The organism is Desulfovibrio biadhensis, from assembly GCF_055388615.1.
Window position 1 is genome coordinate 1,260,937 of record NZ_AP042477.1, and the last position, 21,643, is coordinate 1,282,579.

The window sequence follows — 21,643 nt, forward strand, 5'->3', positions numbered from 1 at the left end:
ATGCCGGGAAAAACCAAGGAGACAGCAGATATGGCTAAACTCATCAAGGAAGAGCAAGAGGGCGGCAGGCTGCACATCGATACGCCTCTCATGGGAGAATCCCTGGTCAGTAGAGAATTCTTGAAGCGTACGGAATCAGAAGAATATTTCCGTATGCAGCCTGAGATAAACGTTCTTAAAATCGGCGGCCAGAGCATCATGGACAGGGGGGCGTCCGCCCTGCTGCCGATCCTGGACGAACTGATCCGCCTCAAGGAAGAGCACAAGCTTCTGCTTATGACCGGCGGCGGCACACGCGCCCGCCATGTCTACAGCATAGGTGTCGACCTGGGCATGCCCACTGGTGTTCTTTCCAAGCTTGGCGATAAAGTCTCCTGGCAGAATGCCGAAATGCTGGCCGTTCTGCTGGGCAAACATGGTGGTGTCAAAATAGGCCACGGCGACCATCTTGAGCAGCTGACCATGTTCTGCCGCCTGGGCTATCTGCCCATCACCACTGGCATTCCGCCTTACGGTTTCTTCGAGCATCCTGCGGAGCTGGGTTCCATTCCGCCACACCGTACGGACTCCGGTGCCTTTCTGCTTGCCGAAAACATCGGCGCCAAGTCGGTGATTTTCCTCAAGGACGAAAAGGGGCTCTATGAAAAGGATCCCAAAAAAGTGGACGCGGCAGAAAGGGCGAACCTCACCTATTATGACAAGATTTCCACCTCTGAACTGTCGAAACTTGACCTCGACGATTTGATCATCGAGCGCCCCATCGTGAATATGCTGCAGCACGCCAAATGCATCAAGGAGATTCAGATCATCGACGCGCTGAACCATCCCGAGCACATCGGTAAAGCCCTGGATGGCGAGCACGTTGGGACCATCATCTACAAAGGCTGATCACACAGCCCTTCCAATTAAAAAAAGGCTGCCGGGATATTTCCGGGCAGCCTTTTTACTTTCTTGGACCAAATGCTGTAGCTAGGCGTTTATCGCCTTTTCCGGGTTGCTGCGCCCCTTTTCAGGCTTGAGAAGAACCACTTCTGCATCAACAGCAGTGGCAATATCCTCAATTTCCTGCTTGCGCACGTGGCGCGCTTCAAACTTCACGTTGACGTTGCTAACGGCAACAACGCGAAAGCGGGGCTTTTTCTCGCCTGTTTCGATCTTGCGACGCTCGCGGATGAATATCTTGCCAGCCATGACACCCTCCTGATACATTTTAAGTCTATTGCGGATATGAACACGTCTACGATCTATGCTTAAGTAGAAGCTATATCCTCATAGCACATATGTCAAGGAAGTTTATTATGGCGACACAAAAAAAAGGTGGCCAGCGCGGACAAGGCAAAGCAGAACGGTACATGAAACCGTCCTTGTTACTGGCATTGGAAGAAGGGCGCGCACGGTATGGCTATGATCTGCTGACCACAATCCAGGAGTATGGATTCATGCAGGGAAAAGCCCCCCCGGGCATGGTGTACCGGCACCTGCGCCAACTGGAGGAAGATGGTTTCGTACTCTCCACGTGGCAGACCGACGACAGCGGGCCTGCCAAACGAATGTACGAGATAACCTCGGAAGGAAAAGACGCCCTGGCGGGGTGGGTGGACTTCATGGAACAACAGGCTAAAAATCTCGAGAGCTTTGTTGCCCGCTACAGAAAAGGGAGCGGCAGCTAGTTTTTCATGCTGCCGTTCCGTGTTTTTTGTTGCGCTTACGCCCCAGAGATTCCCAGACGCCGTCTTCGGCCTTGCGCACCAGCAAGACTGCCTCCCCCCCCATAAGACGGGGGCGGCACCAGCCGAACGTACGCACGCAATCATTGTCCCCTGGCATTTGCGCGTCGCGGTCTATGGACACAACCTGCATACCGTGCCGCCGCAACTGCTCCACAGTGCAATCATCAGGAAGGGAGCGCAATCCGCCCAGTTCTATGCACCGCCCTGTCCAGCCCCAGGCGGTGAGCCCAACGCAGGCAAGGGCGCCGATGACGCCATCTCCTGTGCCGCCGTGTGCCGAGAGATGCACGCCGTCCGGGCCGCTCAGACTGGCGGCCAGAGTCAAGGCCTCTTCCTGCCGCACAACTTCCTGTACACAGCGCTGCCCAAACGTCACAAGCTGCGGCAATGCCGCTGCACCGCGCTCTACCAGGCAAAGACCAGGATCACTCCCTTCCATGAAATGATGCCCAATGTGCGCAATGGCCTTTTCCAAAAGCAACTGGCGCACAGTGGCGTCTTGCGCATTAATGACAAGGCACGCTGCACTGTTATGCGACGTGTACGGGACATCCTCATGTACCAGCAGTTGCTGCCGTACAACTCCCCAAAGAGTACACCCTTCTGGAAGTTCCTGCTCCATCCAGCGTGCAAGCTTGCCCGTACCACGGGGCGCATCTATGGTGTCAGTATCATCCAGGCCTAAATAAAATTGTGTTGTCATGCTTTCCTTGTCCAACTGCACTGGCGGGCGCAGAGCATCCGCTAATTTATTTGTATTATCGGTGGGTTGAGAGCAGCACCGCGTACTGGCAAAGCCCCCTTGAATCAAAAGAATAACTTTTTATGACTAAAATAGCTAAATAGCAACAGACGTCGCACCTTGACAATTGACACTATTTTTATATTATTCGTGTAAATAACATTGTCTTTGTACCGCGTGCCTTGAAAAGGGCCTGTAAGCCTTGCACAGCATAGGAGGGATACTTCATGAACCTTCGATTCAACCGCCTCGAGCTGGCAGGTTCCCTTGGCAACCTTGGCACCATTTTGCCCATTGCCATCGCCCTCATCACTGTAAACGGGCTCAGCCCACAGGGCGTTTTTCTCTGCCTTGGGCTCTACACCATTCTTTCCGGGCTTTATTTCAAGACCACCACACCTGTTGAGCCCATGAAGGTTATCAGCGCTTACGCCATTGCACGCAGTCTGCCCGGAGATGAGGTGCTGGCTGCCGGCCTGATAATGGGCGTGCTGCTTTTGGTTATCGGCCTTTCCGGCGCCATGACAAGAATAGCCAAATACGTACCCAAGCCGGCCATCCGCGGCGTCCAGCTCTCTACCGGTGCGCTGCTCATGTCCCAGGGCGTCAAATTCATTCTGGGAACATCCACGCTACAGGCGCAAAACAACGCCGCCGAACCGTTTTTGATCTGGCAAAGCATCGGCCCGTTGCCTTTCAACTGGCTGCTGGGCGCATTGGCGTTTATTGCGGCGCTGGCTCTGATAAACAACCGCAAAATGCCAGCCGGCTTGGCGATTGTAATAGGCGGTCTTTTGCTGGGGGCTTTTCTTGGGTATGACGCCAATGATGTCGCCATGGGCCCAAAGTTCCCTGGCTTTTTCCCCTTGGGCTTTCCTGACTGGGCAACCCTTGCCACTGCCGGCACCCTACTGGCGCTGCCGCAACTGCCCATGACCCTTGGCAACGCCGTGCTGGCAAACGCCGACCTTGCCAAGGACTACTTTGGCAAAGACGCCGCACGCACCACCAACAAGACACTCTGTGTCAGTATGGGCATTGCCAATGTCGCTTCGTTCTGCCTGGGCGGAATGCCCATGTGCCACGGCGCGGGGGGGTTGGCTGCGCATTTTCGCTTTGGCGCACGTACAGCCGGCGCAAACATCATGCTCGGCGGCCTTTTTGCCCTACTCGCTCTTTTCCTCGGGGATGGCGTCCTTCATGTTGCCAGAATGATCCCCCTTTCCGTTCTTGGCGTGCTGCTGCTCTTTGCCGGCCTGCAACTGGCCCTTACAATAAGCGACCTGCGAGAGCGCAAGGACATGTTTGTCACCCTGCTGATTCTCGGCATCACCATGGCGTCCAACCTTGCAGTGGGGTTTGTCATCGGCGCCATAGTGCATCGCCTGCTGCAGTCCGACCGCTTTTCCGTATAAAGGCGTCAATGTGCAGCATAGGGCAAAGAGGAATGGTGTAAAAATATTCTAAGGCCTTCATCCTTGTCCTTGTAATAGCCAAAGGTGAATTCAACCTTGGTTTCCTTCCCCGTATTTGCGTCGGTGAAGTAATAATTACCCATGGCAACCGCCACCTCACCATAAAATGCCATTTGCTGTTCTCCAAAACGCACTGCGGACCAGGGCTGCAGGGCAAAGCCCTTGTCCTCGGCGACATTGCCCCCGACAAAATACGATACGGCGTCCTCTTTGCGACTACGGAATTGCTGCTGCGCCGCCTTTGTGGGTTTAAACAGCACTTGCCCCTGATCGTACCCGTAAAGTTCGTCCACGGATTGTAAAGCAACGCTGCGATAATCCTTCTTTTGCGCCCAGGCTTCGCCCATGGCCACCACGGCAGCGCCCCATGCATCCTGGGCCTTCAATACTTCTTGTTTGGTTACGGGCATTGCGCCCCATGCGTGTGATAGAAGACAGAACAACAGAATCGGAAGAAGTATGGCAGCTCGTTTCATGGACACCTCTGCATGTTATGATTCAGAACCAGCTTTATCACAACAAATGCGTTTGTTGCTCCATTACATACAGACTTCGAGGCTTTCTGAAAATATCCTTCGAGATCTTGAAATTGCACAAACGTAGGCGGCAAAAAACGATCCCCCGCCATCCAGACGCCGGGGAAGAGACATGGCGCCGAACAGCGGGGGGCGAGGTGAGGGGGATACTTCCTGAACTCTGCGGTGAGGGGCGCATTGAATTCAGGTAGTGAGGTCAGTTCGAAATTCTCAGAGAACAAACCCCAAAGATGTAAAAATATACTTGATGATAAACCAGGTACCTACCAGAATTCCGGCCAGGAGGAGCGATTTGTAACCCTGCGGCCGCACTTCACGCAGCCGGACCTCACACTCCAGATCATTATCCGCAACACTTTCTATGGAATAATGCCTGCGACTTCCGTCATCTTCCCTGGTTTTAAATATATTTCCCTCATAAATTTTGACGGGCTTTTCCAGATTGTCGGTCAGCGCATCCATGGAAGCGCCCCATTCGTCCTTGTATGTGATGTACCTTTCCATGCTCCAACTCCTTGGTCCCGTTTGCACTGCGACCCCTCGCAGCCTCGCTCGTGAAAATTCCAGACGCCGCTCTTCTCAATGCACGATCAGCACAGGGCAGTGGACACGCGCCAAAACGCTTTCGGCCACGCTGCCCATGAGCAGTCTGCGCAATCCAGTGCGCCCGTGAGATCCCATGACAACCATGTCCGCAGCCCAGCTTGCAGCCTTTTGCACAATTTCCGACGCCACATCACCACCTTGGGCTACATGGCTGGCAACAAAATGCCCTTTTGCAGCAGCTTCCTTTTCAAATTCCGCTACTATCGCCCGGGCTTTTTCCAGCAATCCGGCTACATAATTTTCCAGAATGCTGCTTTCAGGGTGCATTTGCAGCACTGTGGTAGCCAAAATCCTGCTCGCATACTGATCTGCCAGATCAAGTGCACGGCCGGCCGCGGCCTTGCTCCCGGCAGAACCATCAAGAGCCAGTAGCAATTTGTCGAATCCGATCTCTGTCCCCGCCGGGATGACGAGCACGTCCATGCGGCTGTAACCTATGACGCGCGCCGCCGTGGGGCCGATCAACGCTCTTTCCACAATGTTTCTTCTGGACTCACCAAGAACGATAACGTTGGCGTCCAACGACTCAGCCTGGTCCACAATTTGTTCATGAGGCTGCCCCTGGCGCAAATAGGTCTGCACACTGATGCCAGCTTCCCGCGCATACTGCCGCACTGTTTCCAGCGCAGCTTCATGGGGCTCTTCCATAACGTGGACCACGTCATCCACATGCAGTCTATCCACATCACCTTCCAGTTCCGGCATCACCGCCACGGCGGATAGACGCGAGCCCGAAGAAACAGCCAGTTGCACGGCCTGCCGGGCGGCGTTCCGCCCGGCTTCCGTGTCAACCACCGCAACTAGCAGGTGTGAATCATACATGGCTACGCAGCTCCAACAGCTTCTGCGCCTTTGGCGGCGTCTTCTTCAGCCTTTTTCTGCTCGCGAATGCCTACAATCATGGCCTTCAGGATAATGAACGCGCCCAGAAGCAATGCAAAGCTCATAAGGTAGAAGCTGGTCTTGCTCAGGATGTTCATGGTCGTCTCGCTGAGGCCGAGCATTTCAAGTTGTGTCAGGTATTTGGGAATAACAAGCCCGCGACTGACTGCTACGATGAGCATGATCGTGGACATGACGTATTTGATCATATAATCCTTGACGTACGTGGTGCCGATGGCGCCCAGTTGCACGCCAAACAGCGAACCAGCAAGGATGATCAGGGTCAGCCTGATATCCACCATGCCGTACCAGGCCCAGATCAGGGAACCACCCATGCCCATGACAAAGGCGATGACCAACTCGGAAGCGGAAGCCATGAGGCTGGTCATACCAAGGATGTAGATCATGCCTGGGACGCCGGCAAAGCCGCCGACCGCGATAGTAGCCGCCATCATACCGGTGGCAAAACCAAGAGGTGCGGTGAACCAGAAGGAAATACGCAAGCCACTGCGCGGGAAGTTGATCATGGGCCAAAGGTTGACGCTTTGCACCCACTTGGCCAGCTTGGTGGTCTTCACCTCGTCTGTGCCGTTTTTCTTGGTCTTAATGGCATCTATGTAGACAAAGGAACCGACCACTGCGAGAATCAACACGAAAGCCAGGCTCACATAAAGGTTGGAGCCGGCTTCGCCCCAGGTTTCCAGAATAACCTTCTGGACCTGAATGCCGACCTGCACGCCGATTTCCGCCGAGATACCGATAATGACACCGATTTTGATGTCGACCTGACCGTAGCGATAGCGCTTCATGGCGCCCACCAGGGCCTTGGGGAACTTGTGGCACATGTTACTGGCCACCGCGATGGGGCCGGGTACGCCCAGGCTCATCATGCCCGGTGTCAGAACAAATGCACCGCCAGAACCGATAAAGCCGCTGACCAGACCGCCTACGAAACCAACTGCCAGCAGGTACAGTGCGCTGAGCAGGGTCAGGTCTATGAAGTTTAGAGTCTCAAGTCCAACTCCGTGTCCCATGGATTGCTCCTTTTCCGCTTCCTGTTTGGAAAGTTCGTTGTTTCAGTTCAGGCACACTTACATTTGCGCGCGCGCCCTTGGACGCTGGTCCGGACGCTTTGTGGGGCGCTGCGTAAGAGGCTTTTCAACGGTAGGCTTGCTGGTCGCCTTGGAAGAGGCATTGACACCCAAAGCCGTCCAGAAATTGCCGGTGAAATTACCGTGAACAAACGAAAACAGGAATGCGGCGGCAACAGGGAGCACTGCGAAAAAATGTCCCTTGGTGAAGTAGGTCATGATCGTCTCAGACTTGGCATACAGAACTGCATACAGAGCCGCTGAGATACAACCATAAACTACTGCTTTACGTTTTGCAGCACGCTTTGCAACATCCATCTTTTTTCCTCCTTCAGGTACATGATGCGATGGTCCCCCGTCATTTTTACCAACCACCAGATCAGATGCGTTCGCTTCAGCAAACGCCAGCTTTACACCAAAGTCCTCGAGCGATTCTTGAATGTTCATGATGTCCTCCGTTGCGTTACGTGCTTGTCTGCCTATCTTTCCTTATCCGATCTGATAGACAGGAACCTTGAACTGACGATGAAGGCACAGGGCTTTTTTTGCGGTATCCGGAGCATGAACAAGGATGAGCTCCACCCCTCTGACCTGGTCACAAATGCTGCGGGCAAGCTCAAGACAGTCGCCTGAAGAGAAAAAACTGGTAATGTGCAACCCATCTGCTTCTTTTTGCAGGCACTCCAGATGCGTGTTGCGATCTGCAGCACCTTCGTTTTCATTCCCTGGTGCTACGACAAGCAGATTGGCGCCGATTCTACGGGCTAGCCGGCTCACATACCTGGCCACCCGCAAAGGCATGGTCGATGCTTCCTGAACAAGCACGATTCTGCAGCCAGGCTCTTCGCGAAGCCTTTTCAGCTCCTCGATGATTGCGCACGCCTGCGCCTGGTCGCCTTCTTGTGCAAGTCCTGCTGCAACGCCCATGTCTTCCAGAAACCTCTTCATATGCTGCGCCTCCTTCACACCCCCTTAATCAAATGACGTGCCATTCTATTTTTTTATTTATCCCACTGATATAATTGTATTTTATTTTTAGACATACTTGGGCACAGTGGTGCATTTTGCATCATTTTTATCCCAACACCTTGTTTTAATATGATTTTATCTTTGCGAACAGAATGGCGGAGGCGGTGCAAATTGCAACAGATGGACAAAATAGACAGAACCTGCAATCTTTACAGCATAAATAAAGATCCTATTTTGCAGCGTTGTCTTTATTCTCTTGGTGAAGGCAAGCCTAGAGGACAAAACGTTTCATTATGGAATTGCTCTGCTGATCGGTGTAAACCTCTTTCCAGGCAGGTGAGACGGCATGGCCCTTTTCAAGCGCTCAGAGCCAGAAGCGGCGCAGCAAGACGACACTCCTCCCCCCCCAGAAAGCCCTCTTGATATCTTGCGCAAGCAGGTGCAGGAGGCGCATCTGCCCTCTGCGCCCATGCAGGCTCTGGAAAAGGAGCTGGAGCGGCTGGCCAGGACTGACCCTTCTTTTCCGGAATACGCAATCGGCTGCAATTATGTAGAATTCATGCTGCAGCTTCCCTGGCGCAAGGCAACCGTTGACGTACTGGACATGGACAAGGCCGAAGCTGTGCTGCACAGCAGACATGCCGGTCTGGACAGAGTGAAGGAGCGTGTTCTCGAGCACCTGGCTCTGAACATCATGCGGCAGTCGCGCCCTTTGTCCGTGCTGGTTGTGGATGACGAACCCATAGCCCGGGAAAACATGGCCTACGCCCTGGGTAAGGATGGCCACAAGGTACAGCAGGCGGAAAACGGCAACGTAGCCCTGGCGCTTCTGGATGATTACGAATTTGACGTGGTCATCAGCGATCTCAAGATGGCAGGCATGGACGGGATGCAGCTCCTTGAAGCCTTTCATGAAATATCGCCGCGCACCACGTTTTTTGTGGTCACCGGCTACGCCACCGTGGATAGCGCCGTCAGCGCCATGCAAAAAGGCGCTGCAAATTACATCTCCAAACCTCTGAACCTGGAAAAACTGCGCCAAAGCGTACGTGAGTGCCAGGCCGCCAAACAGCGCTCCAGCATGGGGCGCGCCCCTGTGTTGTGCTTCTCCGGGCCTCCAGGGACGGGCAAGACCTCCATCGGGCAGTCCATTGCAGATGCGCTGGGCCGCAAGTTCGTCCGGCTGTCCATGAGCGGCATGCGCGACGAAGCGGAACTCAAGGGACACCGCCGCACGTATGTGGGTGCAATGCCAGGCAGAATCATGAATGAACTGCGCCGGCTCGAGGTGAACAACCCTGTTTTCATGCTCGACGAGATAGACAAGGCCAGTCAGGGATTCCGGGGCGATCCTGTGGCCGTGCTTCTGGAAATGCTGGACCCGGAGCAGAACAGCAAATTTCTGGATTATTATGTAGACGTTCCTTTCGATCTCTCTGGCGTCATGTTCATCATGACCGCCAATATAGTGGAGGAACTGCCGCGCCCGTTACTGGATAGAATGGAGGTCATCCCCTACTCCAGCTACACCACCCCGGAAAAACTTCAGATCGCCAGCCAACACCTGGCGCCGCGGCAATTGGAATACGCCGGTCTGTCCCCACAGAATGTCGCGTTCTCTCAAGAAGCCCTCACCATGGTCATAGAGCAGTACACCAGTGAAGCTGGAGTAAGAAACCTGGAGCGCACCATAGGCGGCATCTGTCGCAAGCTGGGGCGCGCGCTTTTGAAGAATACACGCACCCTGCCCCTTTCAGTGCATGAGGAAGACGTGCAAAGTCTGCTGGGCCCCCCGCCTTTCCGCCGCCAGGAATTGCCTGAATCCCTGCCTCCAGGGCTGGCGCCCGGGCTGGTCTGGAGTGAACACGGGGGGCGCGTGCTGTTAGTGGAATCAGTTGTCATGCAAGGAACCGGCAGGCTTATTATGACCGGCTCCCTGGGCAAAGTGCTGCGGGAATCGGCCCAGACGGCTCTCAGCCACATACGCAGCAATGCCGCCACGCTTTCCATAGAACCAAGCATGTTCAAGGACAGCGATATCCATGTCCACATACCAGAAGGGGCAGTGCAAAAAGACGGTCCTTCCGCTGGTATCACCATAGGCGCGGCATTGACGTCAGCGTTGACGCAGCGCCCTTTAAGAGCAGATACGGCCATGACAGGAGAGGTGACACTGACCGGAAGAGTCATGCCCGTGAGCGGCCTGCGTGAAAAAATTCTGGCTGCAGCGCGCGCCGGCGTAACCCGTGTCATCGTGCCTGCTTCCAACAAACAAGACGTGGAGCAGCTCGATCAGTCCATAACGGATGGTGTGGAAATTTTATATGTGGAGCGTCTGGAAGAGGTGTTCGCTTTGACACTGCAGGAGTGACACCCCTTCATTAAAGCGATGTCACGGCTGCAGGAGTGGGCCTGTTCGGATGGGCCTGATCGGATGGATTGGTGCAGATGCCTTTTTTTCTGGACATCTGGCGGCATAAGACACAACAAACAAAAAAACAGCGGCTCACCTATGCGAACCGCTGTTTTATTATTTTTGGGTGTATGTTGTTCTAGTTGCGTTTCATGCGGCGGCGGAAACCAACCAGTCCGAACAAACCGGAACCGAGCAACCAGACCGCACCAGGAACCGGGGTAGGCTGTACGCTTACTGCTGCCACGTCGAACCCATCACCCTGGGTAGCACCCTGACTGGCCACTGTGGTGTCCACAATCAGGAGGTAGGTGAAGGGTGATCCGGCAACACCGGACAGGTCCACGATCGTTTGGGCAAGCGAGTTGTCAATCGACGTTACCAGGGTGAAATCGGCAATATTGGTGCTCTTGATGTTGCCCACATAGATGTCAGCAGTCTCAAGGTAACCTTCTCTGTTGCCGTTGGTGATCTCGAACACAGAGGACGTGGTATCGAACTGTTGGCCGAAACCGAACATCGCCACACCGCCCAGGCCCAGGCTCAGGAAGTTGCCGTCAGGCGCACCGAGAGCATTGCTGGTAACCTTACGGGCAGGGTCTGTGACGTTGGCGCCTTCAACCCAGTCCACTTCGCTTGCGTAAATATCCGCCATGGCGCTTGTCGCCATCAAAGACATAAACACTGCCGCTGCGATAAGTGTCATTAATTTTTTCATTGGATTACTCCTTGCCTGCAGTTGCGGGTCCGGATTTTCCGGCAGGCTGATTGCCCCTTGATCCGATATATGATGATGACGGATCTATTTGCACATTTGCTATTTAGAACAAGCAAACAACATGCCAAATAAACTTGTCTTTATTTTTCAGCGCATTAATAAAAAACCTCTTCACAATCCTCCTCAAAGAGTCTGGAAAAATCAGAGTCTTCAGAAAATGCTGTACATAAAAAACGTGTGAACACCCGCTTTCCCCTCCCGAAGTGAGAGGATACGACATAAAAAACGGCGGCTCGCTCGCACGAACCGCCGTTTCAATACGGGGGGAGTAGTATACTAATTGCGTTTCATCCGCCGGCGAAAACCGACCAGTCCGAACAAACCGGAACCGAGCAACCAAACAGCGCCTGGAATCGGGGTCGGCTGTACGCTTACTGCTGCCACGTCGAACCCATCGCCCTGGGTAGCACCCTGACTGGCCACTGTGGTGTCCACAATCAGGAGGTAGGTGAAGGGTGATCCGGCAACACCGGACAGGTCCACGATCGTTTGTGCGTTCGAGTTGTCGATGGATGTCACCAAGGTGAAATCGGCAATATTGGTACTCTTGATGTTGCCCACGTAGATGTTGGCAGTTTCAAGGTAGTTTTCCCTGTTGCCGCTGGTGATCTCGAACACGGAGGAAGTGGTATCGAACTGTTGTCCGAAACCGAACATCGCCACGCCGCCCAGGCCAAGACTCAGGAAGTTGCCGTCAGGCGCACCGAGAGCATTGGTCGGAATCATACGGGCAGGATCAGTTACATTGGTGCCTTGAACCCAATCCACTTCGCTTGCGTAAATATCCGCCATGGCGTTTGTCACCATTAAAGACATGAACACTGTCGCTGCGATGAGTGTCAGTAATTTCTTCATTGGAGTATCTCCTTAGCCTACAGTTGCGGGTCCGGGTTATCCGGGCAGGCTGGTTGCCCCTGGATCCGTTACAGGAGGCGACGGATCACTTTGCCACTAGTTGCTTTCCAATCAGCAAATGACATGCCAAAAAAAATTGTCACGCCATTTCAAAGAGCTATCGACACATACCCGATAAATTGGCCTCAAAAATCTGAAAAAACAAGAGTTCTGCCCCTGATTTGATCTGAAAAATAAGGACGGGATTACGATATAGCCAGACAACTCAATGTACAGCGGCCGTTTTCTGGATCTGGTGCAGATAATCCTTGTAATTGCCCAGATAGAACGCCAGCGCGCGGGCAAAATTCTTACCGATCAAGCCATTGGCCAACAAAACGCTTATCTCTTTTTCACGCTGCAAAATATACTGGGAAAGCAAAAACGCCCTTCTTTCATCGGGCGTCATACCGTGGAGCATGCGCCGCACCACCAATCGCGTTCGGGGCTGGTACATCCAAAGATACATCATATCCAGGGCGTTAACGATAACTATCCCTTCCAACCCCTTTTGCTCCGAAGAAATGGTCTCGATAAACGCCTGGGGCATTTCAAGCAGCTCAAGAATATCATCCTGCGGGTACATAAGTTCAAGCCGGGTGTAGATTTCCACTATCTGCTCCAGCTTGCGCCCGACATCTCGTTTTCTGATAAAAATGTACTTGCTTCTGTCGGCGAAGCCTTCAATGATGCCGGCTATGCAATCCGAAGCGAACTTCGAGATGATGGCAGCCCATTTCTGCAGCATGACATCCACTGCCGCCACCCCATAAAAGGCAAGCACCCCACCGATCGCCATGTTGAACAAAAAAGCAAGGGGAATGGAGAGAACGCTCCTGAACAGGTTGCCCACAACAGCGCTGCGCGGCAGGCCGCGGAAAATGTTATGCCCGGAAATATAGGCGCCGTTGACCAACGCCATGACTGTATAAAGGATAAGGGGGTTGGTTGTCGTATTGATGCCGAACCCCTGATCCAGGATGACCGATTTCACCAGCCAGTCCAGCAACGGCACAGAAAACCCTGTAAACAGCAGTGAATCCGAGAACCTGTCCCAGTTGACCAGGTCTTTCCATTGCAAAAACGGAGAGCGTCTGATGCCACCGCAGCCGAGCACGGATTGTACGATGTTTCGAAACCCTGTGATGGTGAACCAGATTATGGCGCCAAACCAAGCCAGCACCCACCAGTTCTTGGTCAGATAAAAGGAAATGGCTGCCGGCAGAAGCCCCATGAGAATCTTGAGGCAATTCTTCAAATGGCTGTTGAGGTACATCCACTCCAATCTGGCGTCTTCCTTGGTTTCTTCACTGTGCCTTCGTCCAGTGATGGCGCTGTTGCCCCCTCCTTTGCCTCCAAGGGTGTAGATGTTGCCCTTGCCAGAAGGCGCGACCCTGAAGTCCCCTTTTATCCATGACTGCAGCATCTTGTGCCCCAGCATGCCGGAGCCTTGCAGCAAATTGAAAATTCTGCTGCCCCTATCAAAAACCCTGACCGGCCTGTAGCCGATCTGTCTGGAGACGTCCAAGGAGAGCGGTAACGCCTTGTAGCTGGTATGCCGATTTTTTCGGACTCGCCTCCGGGCGCTTCCCGGCAACGTATCCAAAACAACAAACCCCATGCCATGACGCAGTCTGGGGCGCCCTGTAGAGTCTGTTCCCACCCTGCTTCGCAGGGCCTTGTTCCGATACATGGTCGAAAAGGCATGCAAGTTCTCAAGTATATCTGCCAGCTCGGCCTGTTTTTCCTCCCACCCCGGTTTCCGGCGCTGCTGCACCTCGTGCAGCACTTTGGCAAGCATGCGCTTGCAGCGAATGTCGTTACCGCCGTTGAGCATACTTAGAATATCAAGGCTTTTCTGATATATGGACCAGTTGCCCTTCGTGTATTCCTTCAGATTGAAGGTCTCTATATGGGTGATGCTCCCTTTACAATGGTACAGGGTGAGAATGATATCCGCCGTGTCCAGATTTTCCGGATCAAGGATTATCCAGTTATGGAAATGAATTTTCCCCAATAAGGACACCAGGGAAGAGGGTGTATGGTGCAGCAGGGCAGGCGCATCTTCCGCAGGCTGAAACGGATTAGAGATATCCGGATTAACATCCGGCGCCAGCCAGTTTGCCAGGATGTATTCGGGATCGGCCTTTTCTTCCGCTTCTTGCGGCAAGAGCATGGAAATATAGTTGCCGAGCTGGTCCAGATTGGGCTGCCCCGGCCCAAGACAGGAGATGAAATCCTTCTTGTCGATTAGGGGCGCTTCCCACCCCATATCCTTGCCCACCGCATGCCGGATGGTGCTGTTGTACTTGTCCAGAATTTTCCAGACATATTCGTGCTGATACGCAGAAACAATGCGCCCTTTTTCCATCAGTTCGCGCACATCGTCTTTATTAAGAAAACTAATGAAATCAGATGGTTCCTGCAGACCGCGCGGCGTCCAGATGAATTTCACATAACGCCCCATGTGTCTGGCGCGCATCTCGATGCCGATACGCACGGAGACATCCATTATTTTGGCGGCTTCAAGTACTTCGTGAGCGACATTTTCAGGAATGTGGTTGTAGTAGACCAGGGTGATTTTACGCAGCCCCTTGATCCAGGCGTCCATAATAAGATGTGAAGGCGACTTGCGCCCTTTTGTGTAGGCGTCGTGTACATGGTCATCAAAGGCCATGTGCGTGAAGTCTTCCTGCATTTCGAGCAGGCGGTATTTATCGAGCTGAGCGCGAATTCTTCTGGGTTTTCCGGAAATGCAACGGCGAAAATCATGCGCCAGCTTCAATTGCCGGATGTAATCCCCCTGCGAGCGCACCAGCTCCTTCATTATCTGGAGCAGCACCCGGGAGGTATTATATTGCAGGGGGCTTTGCGGCGCCAGCAACACTTCGTCACGCAGGGAGCGCAGCGCCTCCAGACGTTCTTCTGCCTTTCCGGTCTCCAGAGAATCAAGCACCCTTGCCGTGGAATAGGCTACCCGCAGCCCGAAGGTGGAGGCCATCTCCTTTATGCCATGGGGGTGGAGATACGGCTCCAGCGTCTTTTTCCAGTCCTCGCTCGCCTTGCGATCCAGAACATCGTTCACTATCTGGATAAGCCTGTGATCCTGGCGATCAAAGAGCAACCTGCGCTTGACCAGGCTTAATTCACAACGGGAGACTGCTCCCGCACACGTCTTCGTCATAATATCGTAACCTGTTTATCTCGATTTCGTCGCAATATTGATACTTTTCTCACATTACAGGGCGCAACTGTTTTTTTGCGCCCCTTACGTCCCGGGGGGCGGCGGAGGGTCAAAATAAAAAACCTCGCGCCTCCATTACGCAGTCGCGCCACAAATGAAACGCCGTACAATCATGGCGCTTCAAAAAGTATTGCACGTTGCCAGAGTACTCCATCATATAGTGATTTGGATTATATTCAAATGTCTCTCGCCAAGGAGTGCGCAGTTGCGATGCACTCTTTATTTTTTACTCAAGCAATACAAAAAAGGATGCGCCCCCTTTGTGGGAGCGCACCCCTCATAGTATTACCGCACCAACCGGCGGGGTTCAGTCGTTGCTGATGGACGCGCGCAAGACGTGGAGTGTTTTGGCCACGGCGCTTTGCACATCTTCCAGAACAGCAGCAGACTTTTCATCTTTGTCCGTCTTATCTTGCAGCAGGGGCAGCCGGATAGTGGCCATGGCGCCGCCATCAACACGGTTCTGCAAGGTAATGGTGCCACCATGTCGTGTCGCCACCAGCCTGGCAATGGCCAGGCCAAGACCGGCCTCACCCTTTGCATAGCCGCTCTGGCGAAACGGCTCAAAGACCTTTTCCAGCATGTCAGGGGGGAGCCCGGGTCCATGGTCGGTGATGGTGATGGTGGCGTCTTCCGCCCCAGCTGCGATATGGAGTTCTACAGAAGTGCCGGGTTTCGTATGCCGCACAGCATTGCGCAGCACATTGCGAATCATGCTGGCCAATTGCCTGGAATTGCCGCAGATACGACAATCGCCACAATCGAAATAAAGCACCTGCTTGCCGTTCAAACGCGCCTCTTCATCGCAGCTTCTGGCAACACTGCACGCAAGCGCACTCAAATCCATGGAAGTTTTCTCTGTTTCATCCCATTGCTGCCGCACATAGTCCATGAGCTTTTCAAAAATGGAATTGAGCGCGTCGGAATCCGCCTTGAGCCGCTGCATAAGCTGACCGCTCTTATCCGGAGCAGCCGTTTTGGCCAGCTCCATGGCCAAGGTCATACGCGTCAAAGGCGAACGCATCTCATGGGTGAGTTCGCTAATCAGATACCGTTGCTCGGCGTGTTTATCAGCCAGTTGCGTGACAGCCAGGTTGAAATCCTTGGCCAGCTTTGAAAAAGCGTCTTTGCGCTGTTCCAGGGCAGAGTCCAGGCGCGTGTCGAAGTCCCCTTTTGCCAGACGCCCCAAAGCAGCACGCATATCCATAACCGTGCGGCCAGATATGCGCAGCAGCGCAAACAAAAGAAGAATGGCAACGCATGCGCCCGCCCCTATGAACAACAATGGCCGGGGACGCCCTTCATGTGGAAACGGGGGCGGCGTCGCCGCCAGCCCAATGGCGTACTGCACACCCTCGCGATCAATGAAGGCAAGACTCTCCCTGCCTGGTGGCGACATTGGAGGAGGGGGCGGAAAACCGGACTGCATTTCCTTGTAAGCGTATCCCTGCTTTTGCAACGCATGCTGGGTCAGCGAAACCAATTCCTGATCCGGCTGCCGCCCCAAAAGCACCCTGCCATGAGCATCAAAGAGCGTGTAGCCAAAGCCATGGTCAAGCTGTTTTGCCAGGTAGGCTTTACTGCTGGCGCTGGCGCCGTCGCGATGCCACTCCACTAACAAACGTCCGACGTTCTCCAGGAGTTCACTGCGTATTTCACCCCGCATTTCCAGTTGGTTATCATGCTCAAAAAACTGGATATAAATCAGGATGGATACAGCCGCCACACCCAAGGTCAAAAATAAAAACACGATGACGCGCAAGAGAATGTGCCGCATGGGAGGCTCCTCAATCCAGGACCATTCGCAAAGACTCTTTTGCAAGGTCTTCATGCGAAGGCTTGAGGTCCGTGTAGATGTAACCAGCGCCCCGCACCGTGGTGATGCGGTTGCCCCCTTCCTGGGACCGCCCCAGCTTGCGCCTGAGGTTACTGATGTGGACGTCTATGCTGCGGTCAAAGGGAGCAAGCTCCCTGTTGAGCGCCTTTTCCGAAATATCCTCACGGCTGACCAACCCTCCCTGGGCTTCAAGAAGCATCTGCAGAATGGTGAACTCCGCCCCTGTCAGTGAAACAGGGGCGCCCCCAACCTGAACACTCCTGGTCGCCGTGCACAACACGAGGTCTCCAGCCGTGTAAGTCTTCTTGTCATGTACTTGCGGCGTACTGGCCGCATCGGCGCGGCGAATCACGGCCCTGATTCTGGCCAGCAATTCGCGGGGCTCAAAGGGTTTTGGCAGATAGTCGTCCGCCCCCATCTCGAGTCCGACGACCCTGTCCAGGGTGGAACTGCGCCCGGTGAGCATCAGAACGGGTACTGAAGATGCGGCGCGCAACCTGGCTAGAATCTCAAACCCGCTGGCACCCGGCAGACAAACATCCAGAATGACCAGATCACAGTGGCCAGACAGCGCTGCTTCCAAACCGGAATCGCCATCATAGCAAGAGTTTACTTCCACTCCCTCAGCAAGGAGATATTCACTCAGCATGGAGCAAAGTTCCTTGTCATCATCAATGAGTACGATGGATTTCATGATAATCTCGGTGCTGCAGGTTTTACCGGCCATAGTTGCCGCATCCTGACAATAGCAAAGAAAGAGCCAACATTTTGCTACTAAAACTCAAGAAATATTAAGGCAGCATAACTTTTCTACAGGCTTCTTTGGTCCTGCTTAAGCGTATCAGGCGCTGCTCCTGCATCTCCTGTAACGGGTGGTAACAATCGCCCCCCCGATGAAAAGGGTCGCCAATGACTCTATGCACTAAGGAGAGCATGCACATGCTGAGTACACTGAAATCGAACAATAATCCCGCTTCTGACAATCCCCTGATTTCCCAACTGGAATCCTGTCTTGCAGGAGACGAAGCAGCCTGGAGGCGCTTGCTCCTGGATTACGGACCGCTGCTGCGCAAGGCGATTCGCTGGACCCTGAAACACAAGTCGGAAAAAAATACCTACTCTGCGCTGGAATCTGATGCCGACGACATCTTCCAGGACGTGTGCTTCCGGCTGGTGCGCAGCGAATACCGTCTTCTGCGTACCTACGACCCGCAGCGCAGTTCTTTTTCCACCTGGCTCTGCGTTGTGGCCAGAAGCGCCACCCTGGACCACTTGCGCAACCAGAAATACTCCATGCAGACCAGCCCCCGCGAGTTGGACGATCTGGTCGCCACACAGGAATCTGAAGGCGGCATGCTCTCCCTCCCTCGCGATGTGCTCACCGCGCGTCAGGCATACGTGCTGCACATGTGCTTTGAAAAAGACGCCACCACCACAGAAATCGCGGAACTTATGGATGTGCATCCGCAAACCGTGCGCAGCATGCGCAATAGCGCCCTTGCCAGAATGCGCTGGCACTACTTTGGCCCCAAAAATGGTAGCGCAAGCGAAAGCAAAGAATCTGTTAAGAACTCCTCTAGAAAGGTGAAGCTCACGCAAAGAACTTTAAAGTTCATGCAAGATATTGAAATTATATAGAATACATCATGGTCGAAAATTCTATGCTCCGTCTCGAATGTTCGATGTGTGTAACGGAGGCCGGCTGTCGGTCTGCATCGGTAAAGTTACCACATCATAATATTCAAGGAGGAGTATCATGAGCCTGGTCATCAACCACAACCTTATGGCGGCAAACGTTGCTCGCAATCTGAGCAGCTCCTATGGAAATCTTTCCACTTCAACACAGCGTCTTTCTTCCGGCCTGCGAATCAATTCCGCGTCGGACGACGCTGCCGGTCTCGCGGTTCGGGAATTGATGCGTGCGGACATTTCTTCACTCAACCAGGGCGTTCGCAATGCGAACGACGCCATCAGCCTTATCCAAACAGCTGACGGCGCCCTTGGCGTCATCGATGAAAAGCTGATCCGCATGAAAGAGCTGGCGCAACAGGCCGCAACGGGCACCTACACGTCCGACCAGCGCATGATCATTGATTCGGAATATCAGGCAATGGCATCGGAAATCACCCGTATCGCCAACGCCACCGACTTCAACGGCATATCCTTGCTCAACGGGAATCTTTCCAGCACCACCCATGACGGCTCCACGTTGAACTCCACGGGCAAGCTCAAGGTGCACTTCGGCACATCCAACGATTCGGCGGAGGACTACTATTACATCCAGATAGACACGGCCACGTCTTCCGCATTCGGCCTTGGTCTGGCAGCGGGCAATTCCATATCAACCCAGCAGCTTGCCCAGGAGGCCCTGGACAAGATTGAAAACGCCATTGTTTCCAAGGACAAGATCCGCGCCAACCTTGGCGCCCTGCAGAACAGGCTGGAGAACACCATCAGCAACCTGGAAATCCAGTCTGAAAACCTGCAGGCGGCAGAATCCCGCATTTCCGACGTGGACGTTTCTTTGGAAATGACGGAATTCGTGCGGCAACAGGTGCTTACACAGTCTGCGGTAGCCATGCTTTCCCAGGCCAACTCCTTGCCGCAAATGGCATTGCAGCTCATCGGCTAGACAACCGGACCCCCTGTCTGGCCTTTTCGAGCTAGCGGCCCCTCCGGCGAAAGCCTGAGGGGCCGCGCTCATTTGTAGCGTGGGGAAGAAGTAACTTATTCGAGATCGGCGAGCTGGCTTTCCAGAGAATCGCTCAGGTCTTCATAGTATCCAAGCAGGCTTTCCAGCTCGGCATAGCGCTCCACCAGGTATTGCTGCTTGGCATCAAGCCTGGCCTCTTCACGCTCCATGGCTTCGGCATTGTTATCGATGATTTCCTGGTAACTGTCCTCAATGATTTGCAAAGTACCGTTTTCGGCTGACGTGAACGAATCCAACTTGTCCAGGGTTTCGTTGATCTTGCCCTGCCGCAGGCAAACGGTTCCGGAATAGCTGCCGTCTCCGTGGCTGTTGGCAGTGACGGCAAGACCGGCTTCATCGTTGCCGCTCATACCCACAATGGTCCAGCCATCCACTTTCGCCTCATTGCCATTGATGGTGGCGCTGGTTATCGCGCCTCCGGAGACGGTGTACTCCACATCATATTCACCCGGGCTGGTAATGGATGTGATGCTTGATTCGTAGGTAAGGCAAGAGTCGTAAGATACCCCGTCGTTCTCTGCTGCAAATATCCTGGCGACTGCGTCCGGGTCTTCCGCCAGGGCATCCTCCAGCTCGTCATAGTCTATTATCAGATTGCCGAAGGTGCTCGAGTCTTCATCCGCATCAGTGGTTATGCCGACGGACCCGAGGCTCGAGTACAGGTCACCGGAATTTTCCGTTGCATCATAGTACATGAACCCCAGGCCCTTATTCGAAAGAATGTCCTGCAGGCTCTGCTCGATGATGTCCATGCCGTAGTTGCCGCGCACGAGATACCCCGTGGTATCGACCTCTTCGCCGTCGTCGTCGTAGAGCTCCACGTCTTCGTCCAGGACTCTTATGGCTTCGCGGATGGTATTGGTGCGCTCCACAAAGCTCTCAATATTCTCTATGACTGCGTCCGTATCTGTGGCGACAGTCACATCCACGGTTTCCCCTTCGCTGGAAGCGTAGATGGAAAAGGTCAGCCCTTCGATGACATCACTGAAGGTATTGGAATCGCGTTCGATCCATTCGTCTTCCCCCGAGGGGTAGCCATCCACCTTGATCTGGGCGTTTTGCGCTTCGCTGGTATGTTCGAAATCATCCGGCGTCAGGCCATCGATGCCAGAAGTGCCGTTATCCACTATCGTCACCGTGTTATCCGCCCCCAGATCCAGACCGCGAATCTGCAGATGCAGCTCGTCGCCATCATCAATGACGCTCACTCTGATGGCGTCACTCATTTCCGAGTCATTGTTCACGAGGCTGACAAACCCCTCCAGGGTGGTGCCTCCGGCAACTTCCAACTCAATGGTCTCATCCCCGTATTCTATGGTGAACACGGCGTCATCTTCGGTAAATACCGTATCTTCATCTTCCCACCCAGAGGTGGAACTCCACACGTCATTCTGCGCTTTTTGCCCCACTTCTACGCTGTGCGTGCCTTCAATAGCGTCGGAACTGGCCGTCACGGAAAGAATGGATGTGTCTGAACTGGTGGCGCCTTTGACCAGGAACTCGCTCATGGTGTCCATAGTTTCAAGCTGTGTTTTATATAAAGATAGTTCCGAACTGATCTCTTCCACCTGCTCCAGCTTGGAGGACCACATGGCCTCCCATTTTTCCATTCTGTTCAGGCGATAACTCTCGACTTCCATGGTGGCTTCGATAATGGAATCGAAATCCGTGCCGCTGCCGAGCCCTGTAAAGGTAATGGAACCTGACCAGTATTCAGTCATGGCGCTCTCCCC

General features: G+C 53.8%; 20 protein-coding genes. 6 read left to right on the plus strand and 14 right to left on the minus strand.

What is annotated here, in order from left to right; all coding sequences use genetic code 11:
- Positions 1 to 30 precede the first annotated feature (30 nt).
- Positions 31 to 888 carry an amino acid kinase family protein gene (locus tag ACZ5EH_RS05530; protein ID WP_464277133.1) on the plus strand — a complete coding sequence of 286 codons (858 nt, stop codon included), beginning with the start codon at positions 31 to 33 and terminating at the stop codon, positions 886 to 888.
- Positions 889 to 969: 81 nt separating this feature from the next.
- On the opposite strand, the gene ACZ5EH_RS05535 is transcribed toward ACZ5EH_RS05530, so the two are convergent.
- A complete protein-coding gene (locus ACZ5EH_RS05535) occupies positions 970 to 1,191 on the minus strand; it encodes a hypothetical protein (protein WP_464277134.1) in 222 nt (73 codons plus the stop codon).
- A 107-nt stretch (positions 1,192 to 1,298) separates the two neighbouring features.
- Between ACZ5EH_RS05535 and ACZ5EH_RS05540 the strand changes: the two genes are divergently transcribed.
- On the plus strand, positions 1,299 to 1,670 hold the full coding sequence (locus ACZ5EH_RS05540; RefSeq protein WP_464277135.1) for a helix-turn-helix transcriptional regulator: 372 nt from the start codon (positions 1,299 to 1,301) through the stop codon (positions 1,668 to 1,670).
- A 4-nt stretch (positions 1,671 to 1,674) separates the two neighbouring features.
- Here ACZ5EH_RS05540 and ACZ5EH_RS05545 read toward each other — a convergent pair whose 3' ends face one another.
- Positions 1,675 to 2,433: a hypothetical protein gene (locus ACZ5EH_RS05545; RefSeq protein WP_464277136.1), complete on the minus strand. Its 759-nt coding sequence runs from the start codon at positions 2,431 to 2,433 to the stop codon at positions 1,675 to 1,677.
- Positions 2,434 to 2,699: 266 nt separating this feature from the next.
- On the opposite strand from ACZ5EH_RS05545, the gene ACZ5EH_RS05550 reads away from it, so the two are divergent.
- Positions 2,700 to 3,887 (plus strand): putative sulfate/molybdate transporter, encoded by a 1,188-nt coding sequence (locus ACZ5EH_RS05550; RefSeq protein ID WP_464277137.1) that lies wholly within the window; start codon positions 2,700 to 2,702, stop codon positions 3,885 to 3,887.
- A gap of 5 nt (positions 3,888 to 3,892) precedes the next feature.
- Here ACZ5EH_RS05550 and ACZ5EH_RS05555 read toward each other — a convergent pair whose 3' ends face one another.
- The 6 genes from ACZ5EH_RS05555 to ACZ5EH_RS05580 form a co-directional block, all read right to left on the minus strand.
- Complete coding sequence (locus ACZ5EH_RS05555) at positions 3,893 to 4,357, minus strand: hypothetical protein (protein ID WP_464277138.1); 465 nt, start codon at positions 4,355 to 4,357, stop codon at positions 3,893 to 3,895.
- Positions 4,358 to 4,693: 336 nt separating this feature from the next.
- The gene (locus ACZ5EH_RS05560; protein WP_464277139.1) at positions 4,694 to 4,987 is read right to left on the minus strand and encodes a hypothetical protein; all 294 of its coding nucleotides are present in this window, start codon (positions 4,985 to 4,987) and stop codon (positions 4,694 to 4,696) included.
- Positions 4,988 to 5,062: 75 nt separating this feature from the next.
- Positions 5,063 to 5,911 carry a universal stress protein gene (locus ACZ5EH_RS05565; RefSeq protein WP_464277140.1) on the minus strand — a complete coding sequence of 283 codons (849 nt, stop codon included), beginning with the start codon at positions 5,909 to 5,911 and terminating at the stop codon, positions 5,063 to 5,065.
- 2 nt (positions 5,912 to 5,913) lie between these two features.
- Positions 5,914 to 7,005, minus strand: coding sequence for a sulfite exporter TauE/SafE family protein (locus tag ACZ5EH_RS05570; RefSeq protein WP_464277141.1), 1,092 nt, complete (start codon positions 7,003 to 7,005; stop codon positions 5,914 to 5,916).
- 57 nt (positions 7,006 to 7,062) lie between these two features.
- Entirely contained in the window at positions 7,063 to 7,509 is a 447-nt protein-coding gene (locus ACZ5EH_RS05575) for a hypothetical protein (RefSeq protein WP_464277142.1), read from the minus strand.
- Positions 7,510 to 7,551: 42 nt separating this feature from the next.
- A complete protein-coding gene (locus ACZ5EH_RS05580; RefSeq protein WP_464277143.1) occupies positions 7,552 to 8,010 on the minus strand; it encodes a hypothetical protein in 459 nt (152 codons plus the stop codon).
- A 367-nt stretch (positions 8,011 to 8,377) separates the two neighbouring features.
- Between ACZ5EH_RS05580 and lon the strand changes: the two genes are divergently transcribed.
- Positions 8,378 to 10,402, plus strand: a complete 2,025-nt coding sequence (gene lon / locus ACZ5EH_RS05585; RefSeq protein WP_464277144.1) for an endopeptidase La — start codon at positions 8,378 to 8,380, stop codon at positions 10,400 to 10,402.
- A gap of 181 nt (positions 10,403 to 10,583) precedes the next feature.
- On the opposite strand, the gene ACZ5EH_RS05590 is transcribed toward lon, so the two are convergent.
- From ACZ5EH_RS05590 to ACZ5EH_RS05610, 5 genes are all read right to left on the minus strand, one after another.
- On the minus strand, positions 10,584 to 11,162 hold the full coding sequence (locus ACZ5EH_RS05590; protein ID WP_464277145.1) for a VPLPA-CTERM sorting domain-containing protein: 579 nt from the start codon (positions 11,160 to 11,162) through the stop codon (positions 10,584 to 10,586).
- Between the two features lie 336 nt (positions 11,163 to 11,498).
- Entirely contained in the window at positions 11,499 to 12,038 is a 540-nt protein-coding gene (locus ACZ5EH_RS05595) for a VPLPA-CTERM sorting domain-containing protein (protein WP_464277146.1), read from the minus strand.
- Positions 12,039 to 12,342: 304 nt separating this feature from the next.
- Positions 12,343 to 15,300, minus strand: a complete 2,958-nt coding sequence (locus tag ACZ5EH_RS05600) for a hypothetical protein (protein WP_464277147.1) — start codon at positions 15,298 to 15,300, stop codon at positions 12,343 to 12,345.
- A 367-nt stretch (positions 15,301 to 15,667) separates the two neighbouring features.
- Positions 15,668 to 17,137, minus strand: a complete 1,470-nt coding sequence (locus ACZ5EH_RS05605; RefSeq protein WP_464277148.1) for a sensor histidine kinase — start codon at positions 17,135 to 17,137, stop codon at positions 15,668 to 15,670.
- A gap of 10 nt (positions 17,138 to 17,147) precedes the next feature.
- The gene (locus ACZ5EH_RS05610) at positions 17,148 to 17,924 is read right to left on the minus strand and encodes a response regulator (protein WP_464277149.1); all 777 of its coding nucleotides are present in this window, start codon (positions 17,922 to 17,924) and stop codon (positions 17,148 to 17,150) included.
- A gap of 212 nt (positions 17,925 to 18,136) precedes the next feature.
- Between ACZ5EH_RS05610 and ACZ5EH_RS05615 the strand changes: the two genes are divergently transcribed.
- Together ACZ5EH_RS05615 and ACZ5EH_RS05620 are read left to right on the plus strand one after the other, a co-directional pair.
- Complete coding sequence (locus tag ACZ5EH_RS05615; RefSeq protein ID WP_464277150.1) at positions 18,137 to 18,835, plus strand: RNA polymerase sigma factor; 699 nt, start codon at positions 18,137 to 18,139, stop codon at positions 18,833 to 18,835.
- Between the two features lie 118 nt (positions 18,836 to 18,953).
- Positions 18,954 to 19,829, plus strand: coding sequence for a flagellin N-terminal helical domain-containing protein (locus ACZ5EH_RS05620; protein WP_464277151.1), 876 nt, complete (start codon positions 18,954 to 18,956; stop codon positions 19,827 to 19,829).
- 95 nt (positions 19,830 to 19,924) lie between these two features.
- Here the strand turns inward: ACZ5EH_RS05620 and fliD are convergent, their stop codons facing one another.
- Positions 19,925 to 21,631 carry a flagellar filament capping protein FliD gene (fliD, locus tag ACZ5EH_RS05625; protein WP_464277152.1) on the minus strand — a complete coding sequence of 569 codons (1,707 nt, stop codon included), beginning with the start codon at positions 21,629 to 21,631 and terminating at the stop codon, positions 19,925 to 19,927.
- Positions 21,632 to 21,643 lie beyond the last annotated feature (12 nt).